Origin of the sequence: Methanosarcina horonobensis HB-1 = JCM 15518 (assembly GCF_000970285.1) — an archaeon.
GTDB lineage: Archaea > Halobacteriota > Methanosarcinia > Methanosarcinales > Methanosarcinaceae > Methanosarcina > Methanosarcina horonobensis.
The window spans coordinates 3,027,538-3,046,320 of sequence record NZ_CP009516.1; the positions used below are offsets into that span (position 1 = coordinate 3,027,538).

Here is an 18,783-nt window from a genome sequence, read left to right on the forward strand (position 1 = left end):
ATCCATTATTTCATTCAGGAGGGCATTAATGAATAACTCAGAGGTTTTAGAAAAAAACACGCCCTCGACAGTTTTAATTTTATTAATATGCCTTGTACTTGTTACAATAACTGGATTTTTCTTTTCGGATTCTATTGGCGTTTTTGCGCATGAGTTAAAAGATTATCTCGGACTGGGTGCAGATTCTGAAAACTCTGAGCAGGCATTCATACCGGATACTGCTTCTTTTACTTCCCCGGCAATACCTTTGTATTCTACTGAGAAAAACGAACTTACTCCTATTCTGAGGACTCCACTACAACCCGGTTTTTCTTTGAGCAGTAATTATCAAACCTCAGAGCTTTTTCAAGGAGGGATAGGTTATCTTAAAATAAGTATCAAAAACGAAGGCAGAAACCCGATTTTTATTGACAGGTACGGAGTTTCAGTTAACGCCTCTGAATCACGGATTTTTTCCGAAGACTGCGGAGCTTTGCTTTCCCCGGGAGAGGAAAAAAACCTTGGAATAATCGCAGTTCGGGTACCTGAAGAAGAAAAAGCCAGTTTAAGCATCGTTCTCTGGCTTCTTGCCTCGACCTCAGAGGGTAAATGGCATGAGTACGATCCCTATTTTCTAAATGGGTTCAATACGGACTTAAAACCGATGCCTGAAAAAAACAGTCCAAAGTATCGATATAATCCCGGTTATTATTTTAGAACAATAAATCGACTGGTAGAACCGTCCGAGCCCGATGTAAGGGCAAAAGCAGCCGAGACAGCCCGTTCATATCCAGGAGCTTATAATATATATCAGGTCTGTGCCCTCTTTGACATGGTGAAAGAGGAAATCGAGTACGTAAGCGACCCCAGGGGTAATGACATTTGGGAGCCAGCCAATGTTACTCTGAGAATAGGAGCCGGAGACTGCGAAGACCAGGCAATTCTTCTTTCGTCCATGCTTGAAGCTGTAGGAGGTACGACCAGGGTCTATCTTACAGACAATCATGCTTTTGCAGCTGTCTATCTGGGCAACGGAACCGATTCAACCGAAGCTGCAGTTAAAGGAGTAAGAACTTATTATGGGAATGTTGATGTAAATTATCTGACAGATGAATACGGCTCCTGGCTCATGCTTGATCCTACTTCCAGCCTTTACGCAGGCGGACTTCCCGGAAAAACGGCTCAGACAAAGGTGGAAGCAGTCGGAGAAAATGAAACTTACAGGAGCTGGACTTTCGTAAATACAACCGAAGTAAAAGTGATTGACATCAGTACCAGAGCAGTTAAATAACTTCTATTTATTATCCAGAATACCCGGGAAGAAATGCTTCCCGGAAAGCCATCAAAAGCTGTCACATAAAAGCTGTTACATAAAAGCTGTTACATAAAAGCTGTCACATAAAAGCTGTTACATTCACCAGACAACGGTGTATCGTACCTTTTTAACTCTTGATCAATGGTTCAGACCTAAGTTTTATCCGGCAGATTTTTACCCATAATTATTACCTAATTTAGAAAAGGAGTGTTTGCAACATATGGAAGTTCCGGAAATTGAAAAACAGATAGGAATAAATCTTTACTCTACTGATACTGAGGGGCTTGGAGGGCAGCTCCGCCAGGAAATAGAGGATTTCATTGTAAAAGAAATTACAAACCGTGAGGAAGGACAGGAAGGAAAATATCTAATTATCGAACTTACAAAAAGGGACTGGGATACTCATCACCTGACCCGAACTCTCGCGAAAATTCTGCAGATAAGCCAGAAGAGAATCAGCGTTGCGGGCACAAAGGATAAAAGGGCACTTACTACTCAGAAAATCAGTATATTTGATACCGATGAATCAGATATTGAAAAAATCCACTTAAAAGACATAGAAATAAAAGTGCTGGGCCGTTCCCGAAAGTCCGTAGAACTTGGAGACCTGTGGGGAAATGATTTCATTATTACAGTCAGGGACATTGAGAATTCTCCCGAAGAGACAGAAGCTTTGCTCAAAAAGATAACTGACGAAATTCTTGCCCAGGGTGGCGTTCCCAATTTCTTCGGGATCCAGCGTTTCGGATCTGTCCGTCCTGTTACTCACTTGGTAGGGAAAGCCATTGTTGAAGGAGACTTTGAAAAAGCAGCCCTCCTCTATATTGCCGAATCCTTCCCGGAAGAACCCGAGGAAACAAAAAAAGCCCGCCAGTTTGTCAAAGAGACAAGGGACTTCAAGGAAGGCCTGAAAACCTACCCCCTTCGCCTTGGCCACGAAAGGGCAATGATGAATCACCTGATAGCAAATCCGGAAGATTATTCCGGATCTTTCCGCGTGCTTCCCCAGAATCTCTACAGGATGTTCGTGCATGGGTACCAGTCCTATATTTATAACATGATTCTCTGCCGCAGGATAGAAGCCGGTATACCTCTGAACCGGGCAGTTGAAGGCGATATAGTCTGTTTCAGAAACGAAGCCGGCCTTCCGGACTCCTCAAAGACCGAGAAAGTTACCTCTGAAACAGTAAATGCCATGAACCGCCTGATAAAGCGTGGCAGAGCCTTCATAACCGCTCCTCTTCCTGGTTATGTTACAGAATTTGCTTCCGGAAGACCTGGAGAAATAGAAAATGAAGTCCTTAAAGAACTTGGAGTTTCTCTCGAGGGTTTCAATGTGGAAGAGTTTCCTGAAATGAGCTCGAAAGGCACCAGAAGGGAAGTTCTCCTTCAGGTTGAACCGAAGTTTGAGGTTGCTGAAGATGAGCTGAACCCCGGGAAATCAAAAGCAGTTCTTGAGTTCATGCTTCCTAAAGGAAGTTATGCTACAACTGTACTGCGGGAATACATGAAAGTCGATCCTCTGCAGATGAGTTAAAAAGCTGAGGGGTCAAAAACAGGTCTAGATATAGAAAGACAGTTAGCTTCAGTTAACTATTTGTCTTTTTTAGTTAGGGAGCCTTTAACTCCCCGGCATCCTGACCCGTTAAAGCTCAACGCAGGTGAGTGACTTTTAATCCAGTTTGCTTCCATTTTGAAAATCAGGAGATCTTTCATCACTCTTCTTTTTTCTTCTCCAGATCCCATAATACAAAAATATAACACCAACCAGAAAGATTACAGGCAGAGACCAGAAGGTTAGAAAAGCCAGTATTCCCAGTACTTCCCACGCACAGATATATGGGTCAATAACTTTAAGAGAAAGCAAAAGAACCTCAACTAAAGCTATCAGCCATAAACCAAAAAAGAAGGCTCTGTTTTTATTTTGTTTCAGAAGTATTACCAGCAGAAGAAGCATTCCGGAGATAGCAATCGGGGGATAATAGAAAGTAGCAGAATTCTCGAGCCCTCTGGTAAAGAGCAGCCCTCCTTCTCCGTGATCAAAGGCATACAGTATACCCTCAGTTGAAACCAGGTATAATTTGTCTTTGTACAGTGTTGGATCCGATACTGTGGTACCTTTTATTCTGCTGCTGCTCCATACGGGTTCCCCTGTACTGGAGTCAAAGACTTTTATATTGTACTGGCCTGTGGAATATACATATTTATCAGTAATCACGAATGATGAGGCAGGCAGTGAATAAGGAAGCTCTTCCAAAACTTCTCCAGTGCTTGCATTTAACAGGACAGGTGTGTTGGTATTAACGAGTATTCTGTCATTTTTTATTTCAACGATACTGGCCCACTCACCAATATTTTTCTTCCAAATATTCTCACCAGACTCAGCAAATAGTGCGATAATGTCTCCTTTGCCTTTAATATAGACCATATCTTTGTAAAGGAAAGGACTGTAAGAGTATTCACTTAAATCTGTATATCTCCAAACTTCCTCCCCTGTTTTTGTATCTAGTGCAATTAAACCCAAATAATTACTAATCACTACAAAGTCCTCATTCACTACCAGATCTGACATCGAATTTTCAAGTTCCTGTTCCCACCTTAAGTTCCCATTTTCAATATCAATTGCAGCTATACGCATCTCGTAGGGCGTGCTGACAAACAGCGTCTTCCCAAAAATGAGAGGATTTTCCCACCAGATATCTGGAGATTCTCTACTCCATAACAGCTCACCGGTTTTTGCATCCAGTGCATCAATCTTTGAAGGGCACACTGCATACAAAATCCCATTCTTATACGCCAGGTCAGCACTCGACTCTTTATTCCAGAGTTGTTCTCCGGTTTCCGCATCCAGAGCTATAATATTCTCTTCATACTCCTCGCAAATGTAGAGAATCCCGTCCACAGCAAGGATTTTCACGGCCGGCTTTTCACACCCAAACTCCCAGGGCAATTTATAGGTCCAAGCAACTTTTAAAGGTGGAGTCAGGGTTACAGGTTCAGTTTCACTTAGATAAAGTGAAAGATTAGAGAATTCAAAATCATCGTAATTACTGCCATTAGCATTACTCCCGGCACTGATTTTTATGGTATTATTTCCGGAATTAAAATAAGAAAAATGAACCGGAATTGTGATGTTTACTGCAGCAGAATCCGAAGTTTCTGTCTGAACATAGTCGTTAAGGGATCCAATTTCTATATTATTGAGATATACTTTATCTAAAAATTCATCTGTTGGCCCTGGAACGACACTTCTGCCAGTCAATGTGAGTTCTGCACTTTCTATATCCACCGAAGGGTCCAGAGTAAAAATTGTTGTGTAAATCAACCCTTCAGGATCATCCGGATTCAATTCTTCTTTAAAATCATCACCAAGATGGTGGTACTCGGTGTCGAGAACTATTTCAGTTGCTGAAGCAACTGAAGCGAAAACGAATAAAGAAGCGAATAAAAATAGTATGACATATATCAGATTTTTCTTCACCAGATCCCTCTAATTTGTATTTTCACCGCTCTACTTAAAATAATTTACTATGAACTTTTCTGAGGAACTGTAGATAAAATGACAGGAAAAGCACCAAACACCCTGCAGGCGAACGTTTTTTCCTTTAAACTAATACAAAAAAGTAGAGAACAGAAGTGGAACCAGAGCAGAACCGACTGCCTATAAAATTCCCGGATTAAAGGAGTATACACTTCAATCAGTAACCAGGAAATTCTAACCGCGTTCAATCAGCTTCTGCTTCTAATGCGGGCTGAAAGCAAAACTCCTGACAAAGTAAGTATTGCCCTGAAACCAGGAATACTCACGGGTATCCGTGCATTTTCTGCCGATCCTTCAGTTTTGTTAGCTTCTTCAGCTCCTTCTGATTCTTCGGTTATTTCTAGCTCTTCTGCTTCCTTGGTTATAGTTCCTTCATCTTCTTGAACAAATACTTCATAGCTGAACACGACAGGCACATCATTAACCCCTATCTCATTTCCCGACTGGTCAAATATGCTGTAAATATTATCTAGAGTCGAATTATTAATTTCTGAACCTTCCAGAATTCCTACAGTTAAACAATTCTCGATGCTACAGCCATAACTTATAACCGGTCCCTGAGGATAAAAGTAAAGCTCCATATTGTTCCTTGAAAGTTCGCAGGTAGTATGAAGTTGTTCGAACCATTCTCGGGTCTGGTCTTCGATATAGAACTCACGTTCTGTTCCATAAGTCGCGATCAACGTATTTTTCTTTTGAGCTTCAATTTTTTCAAGTCCCATTTTTGCAAATAAGCGAACTCTTTCATCTTCATCGTTCAGAGTTTCCGTAAGCGGTCCAATTGCACGCTTGTCTCCTATCCTACCAAGAGCTTCTGCCGCACGTGCGCGGACTTTAGGATCATTGTCCCCAAGAACCCCGATTAGAGGCTCTACGGCTGGTTCACCCATCAGACCCAGATGATAACCCAGATCTGCATCAAGTTCCGGATTTTCTTTCAGCGCCTGAATCATGGGCTGGATTGCTCTTTCATCTTTGATCCCGGCAAGGACTTGAACCGCCTTCATCTGGAGAAAAATATCCTCATTTTCATTCTGCAAAATTTCGATGAGAGGTTCTACAGCAGGTTCTCCGATTGCAATAAGGGCATCAGTTGCGGCTTTTTCAACTTCCCATTCTTCATCTGTCAGTAGACAGAAGAGCGGCTTTATGGCTCTTTCATCCTTTATTTTGCCGAGAGTGATGGCTGCATTTTCCCGAATTTCCGGGTCTTCAGCTCCAAGTGCCTGAATCAAAGGCTCAACTGCAGGCTCACCGATTTCGACCAGGACTTTTACGGAGTCTGCTTTAACATCTACATCCTGCGCGTTAAGATCCTTGATTAAAGCCTCTATTTCTGGTTCCTCTGAAATAGCAATGGCCGTGTGAATTCCGGAAAAAAGAGATAATTGAATAATTATCAATGCAAAAAACATGAAACTAGTTTTTAAGGTAGTCTTTGACTTCCCAGTCCTCATTTTATCACCCGACTTAGATTTTCTCAAAATTTAAAAACTCCAAAGTTTGAAGTTTTGACCTTATAACCTCAAATTAAAAACGGATCGTTTTTATCCCGTTATCGTGGCCATATCGAGGAATAAAAGCCTTCTTGCTTCTTGTTTTGGAATCAGGTAGCCGTTGACCTCATCGAGCTTGGGATCTGCCGGGTCTACCCCGTATTTTTCAATATAAGATTCTCTTGCCTCTTCCATAATTTTTGACATTTCCTGCTCACTCATTACAAAATCGTAATCTTTGCCTTCGATCAGACCCTCTGGAGGCTCGCCTGTCTCGCTGACAATAACTCTTAAGTTACTTTGAAAAATCGTGCCTTCCAGATAATTTGGAAGTTCTCCCCTGGCAAATTTGAGATCATTTTCCGTAATGTTATATTCTTCGTACAGCTCTTGCAGCTCTTCATCCGTATAACTAATATCTTCATTAAAGAGAAGATCGACTGCCGTTTTTTCCAGATTTATGTAATTTAGCCCGAGAATCCCTATAGTACATACAAAAACTACGATCATTGCTGCCCACGCTTTATTCATATAATGTTCACCCGGGATCAATAGGATACAAGAAATCAGTTACATTGCAAAATAAATAAGAAGCTTTAAATCATATAACCTTTCTGTGAAAATTGAATTCGGAATTTTTATAAAATATCTTAAGAAAATAAAGTGCTGTCTTTTCCTCTTAGTTTGAGGATCTGAGAGAAAAAGACAGCACTTTATTTTCAAGCTTAATATAGTTGGACTAAAACATGCAAAAAAGAAAAGAAACGCCGGAAAATGAATAATAGGAGGGAACAAGTCAAAGCAAATGCAAAATTTGGAATGGCTGCGCTGGCCATGACGTTACTTCTGGTAGTCGTCTTTTTTACACCGACTGAGGATACACAAAAAGCTTCAGATGAAGGTGAAGAGAAAGGAGAGAATAATGAAGAAGCTGCATATGCACCCTGGTTTAATGAAGGCGATCCCTGGTTTGCTGAAGGTGATGAATTAAACCGACTCAGTGGCGATGAACTTCGCGCCCTTGCAGAACAGAACGAAACAATAAGAAAAATGCTCGAAGAAGATCAAAAACTTGAGCCTGTCCGGATCGAAAGCCTTGAGGATTTAGAGCACCTTCCGGAAAACTATCCTGAAGAAAAGAAAAGACTGGAAATTGCAGATTATCTCGCGAGACAAAATCTATCGAAAGAAATAGCAAATATTTCCGATAGTATCTCGGAAACAAATATCAGCGAAGCAAACGAGTCCGCAGTAGGATCAACGAATCAACAATAAGAGGAACGAATCAGCAACGGAGTCAATGAATCAATTAAAAAGCAGCACTGATGGGCTGGCAACGAACTGAGATGATGAATAGATAACGAGATGATGAATAGATAACTATAGATGAGAAACGATAAACTTTCTCTGCCTCTTCGCATAAAATGAAGATAATATCAAGCAGACTTATTCCGGTTCCACATAAGGGAAGAAATGAAATGCTACAAAAAATGTCTACTCAGTTTTTAGCAACTGTCTCATTAGCAATGCTAATACTTGTTATGATTTTATATTATATTGAAGAGTTCTTTTTTCCAGGACACGATTCTTCTTTCATGATCTTTAGTCGTTTTGTGGGTTTAGCGATCTTTGCCTTGATGGCGACAGCCGTAATAGCCATAGCCATTTCAGTTTTTAAATTCGCTTTTAAATTCGTAAAAAGACAGATAAAATAAAAGAACTCTTTAAATTAAAAGACGCTTTAAACCAGAATAATGCTTTTAAATCGTTTAATATGGTTCAGAAAGAGAATCTAAAAAGATAATTTGAAGATAAACTCTGGACAAATAATCCCGTACCGTGTTAAAGAAAAATTACCTGGCAAAGAAAAAACATAAGGCCAGGAAAATCTAGTAGGAAACTGATGCGATATTACCTCAGAACTTTACAGACTCGAATCTTCTTTCTTTTCTACTAACCTTCCGTACATATTTGCGATGAATATCGAGTTTGTAAAGAAGATTGCAGGTATGCCGATGAGTACGATCGAAAGCACTGCAAAGATAATAGCAAGAGCATACTGTTTCAGTATTGTGATGATATACTCCCCGATATTATCCCTGACAACTTTCAGGATATCAAACTCAAAGAAAGACTCAACTGTCTGCTTCCTGAAAAAGTTAACCGCAAGCATTGGTATCACAAAGAACCCTAACAGCAGGTTGACGAGATTTCCGAAAGCTTCATTGACATACATCGCAGCAAACAATATAATCATATATACTATGTAGAAGGGAAGAGCTTTCAGGAAAACCATGAACCCAAGTTTCAGGTCCTCCGTAAAATCGAGTTTGATAAGCCCTTCATACCTGCCTTCAATAAATTCATTGATAAGCCTTACAATATATCCGAAAAGTGCAAACCATCCTATAATGGGAATAATTAATAGGAGTATATAAAGAAGCCTTTTCGGGATTTTGAAAGGATATTTGAAAGCTTCAGAAAAACTTATGGTTTCTATAATAATCACCATATATAATGCTATTTTTTAAGTATATAAAACTTTGTAAATATAAGTTCAAAGATATATATGGGTTTTGAGAAATAAATATAAAAAGAGGCTGAAACCCTGAAATAAGAAGCCGAGAAGTTAGAATCAAGAATAGAAGTAAGAAAAAATCGAGAAAAAAACGAAAATAGAGAAGTATTCTTTATAAGGAAAAAAGTATAGCTATTTTAATTGAAAACACATTTGTTCGAGTTCCTGCCTTTATGAGTAAGATTGTAAATAATAAGATCGCAAATAATGAAATCGTGAATAATAAAAAAACGAAGGGACAATTGCCTTTAAATGAAATCTATAGTTCTAAAGTGCTTTAAACATATGTCTGTAAATAACTGAATTTGGTTTTTGAAATGGAAGTTAAGATAAGGTTTTTTTCTAACCCCTCCAGATCTTCTCATAAGTTTCTTTTCTTGAAAGGAAAAGTTTACTCTGTTATTTTTTCTTTTTCTCTTTTTCAAGCATCTTCTTTGCTGCTTTATCGCCTGAAGAAGCTTTCTTCTGCAGTTTTTCCATTTCCTTGCGAACTTTGGAGTTAGAAATCTGTTCCATATCTTTCTTAGCCATTACCATATGACGAACCTTCAGCGAGATTGTTTATGCAATCTCCTTATACTTATTTCGCAGCTGAAACTTTATCATATATTACTGCAAGTCCGTACATTAAGTGTCAAAAATATTTAATGGTTTTGGCAAGAAGGGCTTTGCACCGAAGTACCTTTTCAGCCCGAATTTAAGCTCAGATACGATTTAGGTGCAAGTTGAGAATTAGGGTAGTTTTTGGATGTAAAATGACCCAAATATAAATATTAATTAATAAATATATAGAATGAATTATTTTTTGAGTTTTATTTCTGCGAGATTATTACACAATAACAGTTAAAGAAATTACTATATGTAGGTTTAATAACTTCGTTTTTTACAGGACTTTTATGGGGGGATATTCAATGTAGAGGGTTTCGTTTACAACAGCATAAATTATTATCATGCCTTTTGAATATTCCTTAATCATTTCTCACTTAGATTTCTAATCAGCCTGTGTACATCAGTGAAAAATCTTGAAACCTATATATCACACTGTTATCGTTTTCTCAACTTTCACCTGCGAGAAATCTGGATTAATTCCATTCTCATGCATCTCATGAATTACTATCTTTAAATTATATTCAATAATTTTAACCAGCAATTCATTTACCTGAACAACCTGATTTTCAGATTTTAAAGTCTCCCCAAATATCCTCTTTATTACAGCGTTTGTAGACTCAATGTTGCTTCTTTTATGATAATGCTCATGAATTAAGGAGAAATGAATCCAGAAGAAATAAATCAAGAAAAGAACCAAGAAGAAAAGAGATAAAAGATTCTGAAACTACACTGTTATTGAGAAGAAATTTCCGGGACCGGGTTTAGAGATTCCCGGACCCTCTACTAATGTAAGACAAAAAGAAGAAAAGTGTCAAAGATTACTTTTTCTTCATTTCCTTTGCAAGTTTCTTCTTTGCATCCTTGCTGCCTGCGGAAGCCATTTTTTCCAGCTCCTGCATCTTTTCTTTCTTAGCGCTCTTTTTCTTATCCATATCTTTTTTAGACATTGCCATTGTATATACCTTCATAGAATTTAATGAAGTAAAAAATATCCGTATAGGTACAATGCCAGTAAAGTACCTCAACAGATATCATATTAGTCCATTATTTTCATTTTTAAAACTATTTATCAGTTTCCCGCGGGAGAAAACTCCGGGCTTCTTTATATTATTTACGAGATTAAGAAGCCAAGCATTTTTGAAATATCAGTTAAAAAGTTTAAAAAGGACAGAAAAAGGGATTAAAGAAAAAAATTCCCTCATCCCTCTACAGGATTACTGTCCCTGCTTACCTTCTCTTTCTTTTCTGTATTTACACATTGCCCTGATGAGACCCTTAAATGGAGGAGACGGTCTTCCAGGTCTTGACCTGAACTCCGGATGGAACTGAGATGCAAAGAAGAAAAGCTTGTCAGGGATCTCGGCAATCTCCATTCTATTTTTGTTTTTGCCGGAAAAAACCATGCCAAAGGACTCAAGTCTGTCAACAAACTCGGGGTTTACTTCATACCTGTGGCGGTGGCGCTCGACAATGTAATTGGTTTCATAAAGCTTTGTGGCAATCGAGCCTTCCTTAAGGATAGCATCGTAGTCTCCAAGGCGCATAGTACCGCCCATATCCGCAACTCCGGTTTGCTCAGGCAGGATGTCAATTACGGGATAAGGAGTATCTTCATCAAACTCCGTGCTGTTTGCCTTTTCAAGGTTCACAACGTTTCTTGCAAACTCAATTACAGCAAGCTGCATTCCCAGACAGATTCCAAGGAATGGAATATCGTTTTCCCTGGCAAATTTGATTGCAAGCATCTTGCCTTCGGTCCCACGTCCTCCAAAACCACCAGGAATCAGGATACCATCAAACTGTTTGAGCTTCTCGACCTCTGCAGGGTCTTCTTCAAGGGTCTCAGCTTCAACCATATTAACTTCAACTTTGCAGGCGTTATCAATTCCACCGTGCTTAACAGCCTCAAGGATGCTGAGATAGGAGTCTTCAAGATTCGTGTATTTGCCTACAATTGCCAGTTTGACTTCGTCGGTTGTGGATTTCATCCTTGCAACCATTTCGCTCCATCCACTGTCCTCAACACAGGACTCCAGCTTCAGATGCTTCATGAGCCTGGTGGTCAGGCCCTGCTCTTCAATCGTAAGAGGCACGTCATAAATATCATCGGCATCATAGGCACTTATGACCAGTTCCTGAGGCACATCACAGAAAAGAGCGATTTTTTCTTTGGCACTTTCCTGTAGAGGAGTCTTTGATCTTGCAACAATTACTTCCGGGCTCAGTCCAAGAGCTCTGAGCTCTTTTACTGAATGCTGAGAAGGCTTGGTTTTCTGCTCGCCCTGCAGGTCTTCCATTACAAGAGTCACATGGATAAAAACGATATTTTCGGAAGGTTCTTCTCTGTGCATCTGGCGGACTGCTTCAAGGAAAGGCATACTTTCAATGTCTCCCACAGTCCCCCCGATCTCAACAAGACAGATATCGGCCCCACTTCTGGCTGCAACCTTTCTTATTTTGTTCTTGATCTCATTTGTTATATGGGGGATGATCTGGACGGTCTTTCCAAGGTAATCTCCTCTTCTTTCCTTGGCAATTACTTCCTGGTAAACCTTGCCTGTGGTGAGGTTGTGGTCTCTGGTAAGTTCCGTGTCAAGGAACCTCTCATAGTTTCCAAGATCCAGGTCAACCTCACCTCCATCCCTGAGTACAAAAACTTCCCCGTGCTGGTAGGGGCTCATGGTACCTGCATCAATATTGATGTATGGATCGATCTTGATAGCCGTAACTTTATAACCTTTATTTTTCAGGTTCCTGCCGATGGATGCAATGGTGATGCCTTTCCCAAGCCCGCTCATCACCCCACCGGTAACTACAATGTACTTCATGGGTAAGCTTCCTCGATAATTTTTCTATAGGGATTCTGGACCAGAAGATAGTCCCTTAAATTTCAGATTAAAGAGTAATCAGAGGAATAATTTATACAAATTCTTGATTCAATTCTTGTGTACGAACACAATACCAATATCTTCATGATATAAAAATTACTCTCTAATTCCAGAAAGAAACAGACTCAAATGATGAGTTAAAAACCAGGACAGTTTACAAAAAAAATCAGAAATTGAACCTTAGAAATCCCAAAACTTAGAAAGTCAAAAACTGAAAATTCAGGAGCTTAAAAATTCAAAATTCAAGAAGATAAACAGAAGACTCAGACAGGAGAATTATGGACTGCAAAAAGGACATGAGCCCGGCTTCCGAGCTTAACCTTCCTCCATAAATTTTAATAAAATATAGGTTGTGCAGGTTACAAACAGAATTGAGAATAGAAGAGCCTGAGCAAAACTCACGCTGAACTGAAGCCCGGCTGGCAGCATGAAATAGAGGAAAAACAAGAATACAAGCAGTAAAAACCCTCCCAGAGCCAGGACAAAGGGGAACCTTTCATTCTGTCCCATACCTCTTCTAGTCCTTTTTCCCGATGAGGCCGAGAGCCCCCCTTTAAAGTTCTTGAGGGCTGAAGATGAGATCCCAACAAAACCACTCCCCGATGTCCGCGGGCGAGAGGCTTTTTTTATAGGCTCCGCAGTTATTGAAGGCTTTGAAGGCTTTAACAACTCATCAGTATCCTCTTCCCATTTACCGGGCTCGTCCTTTTGGGGCTCCTGTGGTCTTGCCTCGACCTTTCCAAGCTGGACTGGAAAACCTTTCTTCTTTGAGCCGTAACCTGCAGTGATATATATCTGACCCTTTGTAAGTACCCTGCCTTCCTGAGGGATTCTTGCAACTGCAGAAATATACTCTTTCTGGAGCACGTAAGGATTGTCTCGCAAAAATGTGATCTGGCCTTTCAGTTCTTCGCTCACTGAGAGGTGAATATGGGTTGGAGATCCGTAGTTTGTAATAAGGATTTCAAAGGTCTGCTCTCCGCCTGGATAAAGGGGGATTTCAATACTTTCGTTTTCAAACTCAATTGAGTTTATTTCCTGCCGGTTGATGACAACATTCTGGAATATCTGTTCCAAGTTCAACCCTCACATCAGTTCCTGAGGTCTGCAGGAAGCAAATTCGGAATCCCCTCATCTATGGGATAATGCTCTTTGCAGATAGGGCAGTAGAGGGTTCCGGATATGACCTCTTCTTCATTTTCTTCAACAACGTTCAAAATCAGGTCGCCCTTACACACAGGGCAGGCCAGAATATCCATAAGATCTTTTTTCACAAAAATTCACCATCAAAGCCACTTTTGCGATAGGGAAGACAGAATTATATTTTTCGCCGGGATAGTTAAAGACTCTATTGTCATAATCCAATTGACTTATTTATGTATTCCGTTGACTTCTCTTATCTATATCCTTTAATCCCTGTTTATTCCTTTGATCTCTGTTACGCCAACACTTTATGTGTTCAGCTAATCTTTTTTCAATTAACTTCATACTTTAATGAGATCCAAGTACTTACAGGTAACTTATAATTTTACTGCATATTTATGAGTTGGGATTTAGTACTTCTACTTCAAGTAATGACTTTAGATATATATTAATACATATTGTTTTTTTAAATAAAGTTTATAACATAATAACATTTGATAGTCCTAAATAATCTTTTTAACTGAACAAGTTGAGTTTCAGGAACGATAGATTCAGCTCAATTTATTTCAGGATCACAGGTTTCGGAATATTGTTTGATCCAGGGGGAGAGACCTGGAATTGGGATAATTTACAAAAGTGCGGTTTTACAAAAAATGAGACGACAGTGTGGTATAGGAAATGAAATTGACGGTGTTTGAGAAAAGCATTGACCCTGCGACCCAGAGCATGCTGGAGAAAGCAGAAAACGAAGGTATAGAGACTGTATGGGACAGGTATGAAAAGCAACTTCCTCAGTGCAGTTTTGGACAACTGGGGATTTGTTGCAGGAACTGCAATATGGGTCCCTGCAGGATAGATCCCTTCGGTGAAGGGGCTGATAAAGGGATATGCGGCGCGACTGCAGATATTATTGTTGCTCGAAATCTCTTAAGGATGATTGCCGCAGGAGCGGCCGCCCACTCTGACCATGCAAGGGATGCGGTGTTAACCTTTAAGAAAATGAGCGAAGGAGAAGCTGGAAGCTATGGGATAAAAGGCGAAGCAAAACTGTTCTCCCTTGCCTCGGAATACGGGATCCTTGCAGAAGGAAAAAGCCGTGAAGAAGTGGCAGGCGAACTTGCAAATGCGTTGCTTACGGAGTTTGGAAAACAGAATGGGCCTCTTTTATGCACAAGGCGGGCGCCCGGATCAAGGCGCAGACTCTGGGCAGAGCTCGGGATAGAACCCAGAGGAATTGACCGGGAAATTGTAGAATGTATGCACAGAACCCATATGGGAGTGGACAATGATGCAACCCATATCCTGCTGCATGGGCTGCGTACAGGGCTTTCGGACGGTTGGGGAGGTTCCATGATTGCAACCGATGTCCAGGATATTCTCTTCGGGACTCCGGAGCCTAAGAAAAGCACTGTAAATCTTGGAGTGCTTTCCCCTGATAAAGTAAATGTAATTGTCCATGGGCATGAACCAATCCTTTCAGAAATGATTGTGGAAACTGCGGAAGACCCCGAACTTCTTGGACTTGCAAAGGAGAAAGGAGCAGCCGGAATCAATGTTGCTGGAATCTGTTGTACCGGAAACGAAACCCTGATGCGTCACGGGACACCCATAGCAGGCACCTTCCTCCAGCAGGAACTAGCAGTAATTACAGGGGCTGTGGAAGCTATGGTTGTGGATGTCCAGTGCATTATGCCTTCTCTTGGAAGCCTTACTGGCTGCTATCATACAAAATTCATATCCACATCTCCAAAAGCCGATTTCCCCGGAACTTTGAGAATGGAATTCCATGAAGAGAAGGCTTATGAAACTGCAAAAGAGATTGTAAAAACAGCTGTAGAAAACTTCCCAAACAGGAATCTCGAAAAGGTAAATATCCCGGAAGAAAAGCAGGAATGTATGGTTGGTTTCAGCGCGGAAGCAATCCTTAAAGCTCTTGGCGGAAGTCCTGCCCCTCTTATTGAAGCGATCGCCGGAGGCGCAGTGAAAGGAATCGGAGCAGTTGTGGGATGCAATAACGTAAAGATCCAGCACAATTACGGGCATGTGAACCTCGTAAAAGAGCTGATTAGAAATAATGTCCTGGTAGTGACTACAGGCTGCAATGCAATTGCATGCGCCGAAGCCGGGCTCCTTGTGCCTGAAGCCGCTGTTCTGGCAGGAAACGGACTTAAAGGTATCTGCGAAGCTCTTGACATTCCTCCTGTCCTGCATATGGGTTCCTGTGTTGATATTAGCCGCATCCTGGTGCTTGCCTCGGCAATTGCAAACAGCCTGGGAGTGGATATAAGCGACCTCCCGGCTGCCGGCGCAGCCCCTGAATGGATGAGCGAAAAAGCCGTGAGTATAGGTGCTTATGTTGTTTCTTCGGGAGTGTTCACCGTACTCGGAACGGTTCCACCTGTCCTTGGCAGCCAGGCAGTTACATCCCTTCTGACAAAAGGTCTGGACGGCGTTATTGGTGCAAGCTTTGCAGTTGAGCCTGATCCTTTCAAAGCTGCAGACATGATGCTTGAACGTATTGAAGGAAAAAGAAAAGCACTGGGCTTGAAATAAGGGAGGTAACTCATAATGAAAGATGTGATTATCCGGCCTGAACTCTGCATGGGCTGCCGCTCCTGCGAGGTTGCTTGCGCTGTTTCCCATTCAAAGAGCAAAAACCTATTTTCAGCTTTAGGAGAAGATCCAGCCCCGAAAAAACGCATTTCTGTAGAGTATATGCCTGCCATTGAAGCCTCAGTGCCGATTACCTGCCGCCACTGCGAGGATGCACCCTGTGTTTCGGTTTGCCCCACAAAAGCTCTTTCGAAAGATACAGCTACCGGTACTGTAAACCACAATCTTGAGCGTTGCGTGGACTGCTGGACCTGTTCTATGGTCTGCACCCGTTTTTCTTCTCTGTACCAGTTAATTCTTGCTTCAGGATGCTGGACCTCTTCCATGGCTAACAATTACGGAGTAATTGACAGGCGCACCGAAGAGGGAACCGTGGTAAGATGTGACCTGTGTGAGGGCAGGGAATTACCCGCCTGCGTGGAGGCATGCCCTACACATGCTCTTGTGTTTTTTGAGGTAGAAAGGCGTCAGGAAGCAAATTCATTTAGCTTCTCCTGAAAACTGCAAGATGAATCAAAACTATTCTGACAGGCCCCGCTGCCGGTAGTGGGGTTTGTTAATGCTTTCATTTCGCACAGGGAACAATAGAATGATGCAGGTTATATTTCGGATTAAATATTTGGGACTTTCCTTTTAAGATAATTACTTGCATAACTTCTGACCAGTCTGAAGTGATCTTACGCTTACAGATCCTGCATATAAGAGATTTCCAGCCTGCTCCACGAACTAAGAAAAAGCAATATTAAAAAACTTAAACTGCTGTGCCAGGCAGGCACAATGAGTAAAAAAGTAAAAAGAGGTTTAATTGTTAGGAACTGTTTAATGTGTAAAAAATTTTGCTTTCGTTTTTATAGTCCAGGAGGAATCAGCACTTTATTGATTCCATGAATAACACCATTGCTTGCAATAATGTCAGGTTCGACAACGTTTGCGTTTCCGATGATTATTTCCTCACCTGTGATGTTTACAGGAATCATCTCGGATTGCACGGTAGTAAGCAACTGCCCGTCTTCAAGGTCCGATGCCATATATTCTCCCTCTACGACATGGTAAGTCAGCATAACGTTCAGGTCCTGATTGTCCTCACTGAGATTATTAAGTGTGCCTTCCGGAAGGGCATCAAAGGCTTCATTGGTAGGAGCAAAGACGGTATATGTCCCTTCGTTCAGGGTGTCTTCAAGCCCTGCATCCCTTACGATTGAAGCAAATGTAGTGTATCCTGCAGCCTCTGCAGTCTCAACAATTGTCTGGTTGTCTCCTCCGGTTTCGTTTTCACCAAGGGCTGGTTCTTCCTCACCCGGAATTATTCCTTCTTCCCCTCCAATAGGAGATTCCTCTTCCTGACCAGGTATTGCCCCTTCACCAGTCTCATTGTCAATAATGCTTGTCTCTTCTTCGCCCGCATCTTCACCTGCTGGTTCTTCTGCACAACCGGAAACGAAAAGCATTCCTGCTAAAAGCAACACTATCAGAAATCCAAGTTTCTTAATACTTTTTCCCCCCATATACAATTAAAAGATATACTCTATGACGTATTTTTCATATCACATTATATGCTCTTTTTATATAATCTTATCTGTTTTTGGAAAAATGTTTCTTTTTAAAAAAACATCTATTTAAAAATAGTTTCTATTAAAAAATCTACTGGATATTCTCAAAAAAGATATATCCCATATACTGGCATTTCTTATCCAAATGGAGGTAGCCTGTAAACTCTCTGAAGCTGAATTATGATCCTCTCATTTAGATTATATTTGCAGATAAATCTCCAATCTGGCTTATTCATTAGAGCATCTTTTGATAGTCCTTATCAAGCTAATCGTTAAGTTGTAGAAAGAATTTTTCAGATTAAAACTAGTAGCTGTCCCCAGTTCGTAAGAAACTTATCATGTTTTCATATGAGTTTTTACCTGAGGAAAAGTAAGGTCTGAAAATAATGATCTTATTACTTTCCGGGTGCAAAACACTACTAACGACGTTTTCTTAGAATATCAAACAGTTCTTCTGAATTGATGAGAATTACTCCTTTTGATGCATTTGAGAGATTTATAGAACAACGAGTTTTAGCAAAAAGCTAGGAGAAAGTTCCTTCCAGAGGGAGGAAGTAGACTGATTGAACCTGTCATCTGATTGAACCTGTCATTTCTCCTGCAAGTCAGAAGAAACATAAAACATTGTTAATACTTGCAGATATTAGCCTGATCAGACACATAAGGCAGGATTCAGGAGATGTATAAAGTGTGTAAGCTTCAAAGTTATGACTTGTGGTTCTTTTCTTCAAAATAATTTAATGTTACCGTTTCCGCATGCACATCACTACGAAAGGAAGAGAAATATGCAAGGTTATGCCCGAAAGCTACAATCGCGCTTTCATCATCGACAATTATGCTTCCAACACTATAATCTACCGAATCTAGGGATTTCAAGGGCAAGTACATTTGTAATCCAGACATAAAGTTCGTCTATGTACCCGGAACAGAAGTCGTAAATTTGTGGCCAGTTTTTCCAGTTAATAATCTTTTCGCTCTTGGGACTATTTTTAGAACTTGTTTCTTCCATTATCTCCTCATCCAGACTTCTGATGTCCTTTACCATAAGTTTTACTCTCTTCTAGCTAAAAT

19 protein-coding genes are annotated in these 18,783 nt (G+C 40.6%); 6 read left to right on the forward strand and 13 right to left on the reverse strand.

Annotated elements, in window-relative coordinates; all coding sequences use genetic code 11:
* The first annotated feature begins 28 nt into the window (after nt 1-28).
* A complete protein-coding gene (locus tag MSHOH_RS13315; protein ID WP_048140303.1) occupies nt 29-1,270 on the forward strand; it encodes a transglutaminase-like domain-containing protein in 1,242 nt (413 codons plus the stop codon).
* Between the two features lie 244 nt (nt 1,271-1,514).
* On the forward strand, nt 1,515-2,831 hold the full coding sequence (truD, locus tag MSHOH_RS13320; protein WP_048140305.1) for a tRNA pseudouridine(13) synthase TruD: 1,317 nt from the start codon (nt 1,515-1,517) through the stop codon (nt 2,829-2,831).
* A 135-nt stretch (nt 2,832-2,966) separates the two neighbouring features.
* On the opposite strand, the gene MSHOH_RS13325 is transcribed toward truD, so the two are convergent.
* The 3 genes from MSHOH_RS13325 to MSHOH_RS13335 form a co-directional block, all read right to left on the reverse strand.
* Nucleotides 2,967-4,775: an outer membrane protein assembly factor BamB family protein gene (locus MSHOH_RS13325; protein WP_048140307.1), complete on the reverse strand. Its 1,809-nt coding sequence runs from the start codon at nt 4,773-4,775 to the stop codon at nt 2,967-2,969.
* 248 nt (nt 4,776-5,023) lie between these two features.
* Nucleotides 5,024-6,292, reverse strand: a complete 1,269-nt coding sequence (locus MSHOH_RS13330; RefSeq protein ID WP_048140309.1) for a HEAT repeat domain-containing protein — start codon at nt 6,290-6,292, stop codon at nt 5,024-5,026.
* A 90-nt stretch (nt 6,293-6,382) separates the two neighbouring features.
* Nucleotides 6,383-6,862 carry a hypothetical protein gene (locus tag MSHOH_RS13335; protein WP_048140311.1) on the reverse strand — a complete coding sequence of 160 codons (480 nt, stop codon included), beginning with the start codon at nt 6,860-6,862 and terminating at the stop codon, nt 6,383-6,385.
* Nucleotides 6,863-7,105: 243 nt separating this feature from the next.
* On the opposite strand from MSHOH_RS13335, the gene MSHOH_RS13340 reads away from it, so the two are divergent.
* Nucleotides 7,106-7,606 carry a hypothetical protein gene (locus tag MSHOH_RS13340; protein WP_239450971.1) on the forward strand — a complete coding sequence of 167 codons (501 nt, stop codon included), beginning with the start codon at nt 7,106-7,108 and terminating at the stop codon, nt 7,604-7,606.
* A 149-nt stretch (nt 7,607-7,755) separates the two neighbouring features.
* Nucleotides 7,756-8,046: a hypothetical protein gene (locus tag MSHOH_RS24360; RefSeq protein WP_048140313.1), complete on the forward strand. Its 291-nt coding sequence runs from the start codon at nt 7,756-7,758 to the stop codon at nt 8,044-8,046.
* A 209-nt stretch (nt 8,047-8,255) separates the two neighbouring features.
* Here the strand turns inward: MSHOH_RS24360 and MSHOH_RS13350 are convergent, their stop codons facing one another.
* From MSHOH_RS13350 to MSHOH_RS13370, 7 genes are all read right to left on the reverse strand, one after another.
* Nucleotides 8,256-8,843, reverse strand: coding sequence for a DUF4013 domain-containing protein (locus MSHOH_RS13350; RefSeq protein WP_082089357.1), 588 nt, complete (start codon nt 8,841-8,843; stop codon nt 8,256-8,258).
* 465 nt (nt 8,844-9,308) lie between these two features.
* Nucleotides 9,309-9,446, reverse strand: a complete 138-nt coding sequence (locus tag MSHOH_RS23855; RefSeq protein WP_158024159.1) for a hypothetical protein — start codon at nt 9,444-9,446, stop codon at nt 9,309-9,311.
* A 499-nt stretch (nt 9,447-9,945) separates the two neighbouring features.
* The gene (locus MSHOH_RS24365) at nt 9,946-10,203 is read right to left on the reverse strand and encodes a hypothetical protein (protein ID WP_239450972.1); all 258 of its coding nucleotides are present in this window, start codon (nt 10,201-10,203) and stop codon (nt 9,946-9,948) included.
* 133 nt (nt 10,204-10,336) lie between these two features.
* Complete coding sequence (locus MSHOH_RS25710) at nt 10,337-10,471, reverse strand: hypothetical protein (RefSeq protein ID WP_275425533.1); 135 nt, start codon at nt 10,469-10,471, stop codon at nt 10,337-10,339.
* 261 nt (nt 10,472-10,732) lie between these two features.
* Nucleotides 10,733-12,346: a glutamine hydrolyzing CTP synthase gene (pyrG, locus tag MSHOH_RS13360; protein ID WP_048140317.1), complete on the reverse strand. Its 1,614-nt coding sequence runs from the start codon at nt 12,344-12,346 to the stop codon at nt 10,733-10,735.
* Nucleotides 12,347-12,721: 375 nt separating this feature from the next.
* Nucleotides 12,722-13,483, reverse strand: a complete 762-nt coding sequence (locus MSHOH_RS13365; protein WP_048140319.1) for a DUF7524 family protein — start codon at nt 13,481-13,483, stop codon at nt 12,722-12,724.
* A gap of 14 nt (nt 13,484-13,497) precedes the next feature.
* Nucleotides 13,498-13,680 carry a methytransferase partner Trm112 gene (locus tag MSHOH_RS13370; protein ID WP_048140321.1) on the reverse strand — a complete coding sequence of 61 codons (183 nt, stop codon included), beginning with the start codon at nt 13,678-13,680 and terminating at the stop codon, nt 13,498-13,500.
* Between the two features lie 547 nt (nt 13,681-14,227).
* Between MSHOH_RS13370 and cooS the strand changes: the two genes are divergently transcribed.
* Both cooS and MSHOH_RS13380 read left to right on the forward strand, forming a co-directional pair.
* Nucleotides 14,228-16,102, forward strand: coding sequence for an anaerobic carbon-monoxide dehydrogenase catalytic subunit (gene cooS / locus MSHOH_RS13375; RefSeq protein ID WP_048140323.1), 1,875 nt, complete (start codon nt 14,228-14,230; stop codon nt 16,100-16,102).
* 15 nt (nt 16,103-16,117) lie between these two features.
* Nucleotides 16,118-16,660: a 4Fe-4S dicluster domain-containing protein gene (locus MSHOH_RS13380; protein WP_048140325.1), complete on the forward strand. Its 543-nt coding sequence runs from the start codon at nt 16,118-16,120 to the stop codon at nt 16,658-16,660.
* 350 nt (nt 16,661-17,010) lie between these two features.
* Here the strand turns inward: MSHOH_RS13380 and MSHOH_RS13385 are convergent, their stop codons facing one another.
* From MSHOH_RS13385 to MSHOH_RS25265, 3 genes are all read right to left on the reverse strand, one after another.
* Entirely contained in the window at nt 17,011-17,667 is a 657-nt protein-coding gene (locus MSHOH_RS13385; RefSeq protein ID WP_239450973.1) for a fasciclin domain-containing protein, read from the reverse strand.
* Between the two features lie 750 nt (nt 17,668-18,417).
* Nucleotides 18,418-18,588: a cytidine/deoxycytidylate deaminase family protein gene (locus MSHOH_RS25260; protein WP_239450974.1), complete on the reverse strand. Its 171-nt coding sequence runs from the start codon at nt 18,586-18,588 to the stop codon at nt 18,418-18,420.
* Nucleotides 18,560-18,757 carry a hypothetical protein gene (locus MSHOH_RS25265; protein ID WP_239450975.1) on the reverse strand — a complete coding sequence of 66 codons (198 nt, stop codon included), beginning with the start codon at nt 18,755-18,757 and terminating at the stop codon, nt 18,560-18,562. The genes MSHOH_RS25260 and MSHOH_RS25265 overlap by 29 nt, the downstream gene beginning before the upstream one ends.
* Between the last annotated feature and the right edge of the window lie 26 nt (nt 18,758-18,783).

Bases quoted from the DNA above. Each gene is read 5' to 3' on its own strand.
- MSHOH_RS23855 (WP_158024159.1), bottom strand. From the start codon at position 9,446: ATGGTAATGGCTAAGAAAGATATGGAACAGATTTCTAACTCCAAAGTT.
- pyrG (WP_048140317.1), bottom strand. From the start codon at position 12,346: ATGAAGTACATTGTAGTTACCGGTGGGGTGATGAGCGGGCTTGGGAAA.
- MSHOH_RS13330 (WP_048140309.1), bottom strand. From the start codon at position 6,292: ATGAGGACTGGGAAGTCAAAGACTACCTTAAAAACTAGTTTCATGTTT.
- MSHOH_RS13335 (WP_048140311.1), bottom strand. From the start codon at position 6,862: ATGAATAAAGCGTGGGCAGCAATGATCGTAGTTTTTGTATGTACTATA.
- MSHOH_RS25265 (WP_239450975.1), bottom strand. From the start codon at position 18,757: ATGGTAAAGGACATCAGAAGTCTGGATGAGGAGATAATGGAAGAAACA.
- truD (WP_048140305.1), top strand. From the start codon at position 1,515: ATGGAAGTTCCGGAAATTGAAAAACAGATAGGAATAAATCTTTACTCT.
- MSHOH_RS13380 (WP_048140325.1), top strand. From the start codon at position 16,118: ATGAAAGATGTGATTATCCGGCCTGAACTCTGCATGGGCTGCCGCTCC.
- MSHOH_RS13385 (WP_239450973.1), bottom strand. From the start codon at position 17,667: ATGGGGGGAAAAAGTATTAAGAAACTTGGATTTCTGATAGTGTTGCTT.
- MSHOH_RS13350 (WP_082089357.1), bottom strand. From the start codon at position 8,843: ATGGTGATTATTATAGAAACCATAAGTTTTTCTGAAGCTTTCAAATAT.
- MSHOH_RS24360 (WP_048140313.1), top strand. From the start codon at position 7,756: ATGAAGATAATATCAAGCAGACTTATTCCGGTTCCACATAAGGGAAGA.
- MSHOH_RS13340 (WP_239450971.1), top strand. From the start codon at position 7,106: ATGAATAATAGGAGGGAACAAGTCAAAGCAAATGCAAAATTTGGAATG.
- MSHOH_RS13315 (WP_048140303.1), top strand. From the start codon at position 29: ATGAATAACTCAGAGGTTTTAGAAAAAAACACGCCCTCGACAGTTTTA.
- cooS (WP_048140323.1), top strand. From the start codon at position 14,228: ATGAAATTGACGGTGTTTGAGAAAAGCATTGACCCTGCGACCCAGAGC.
- MSHOH_RS25710 (WP_275425533.1), bottom strand. From the start codon at position 10,471: ATGGCAATGTCTAAAAAAGATATGGATAAGAAAAAGAGCGCTAAGAAA.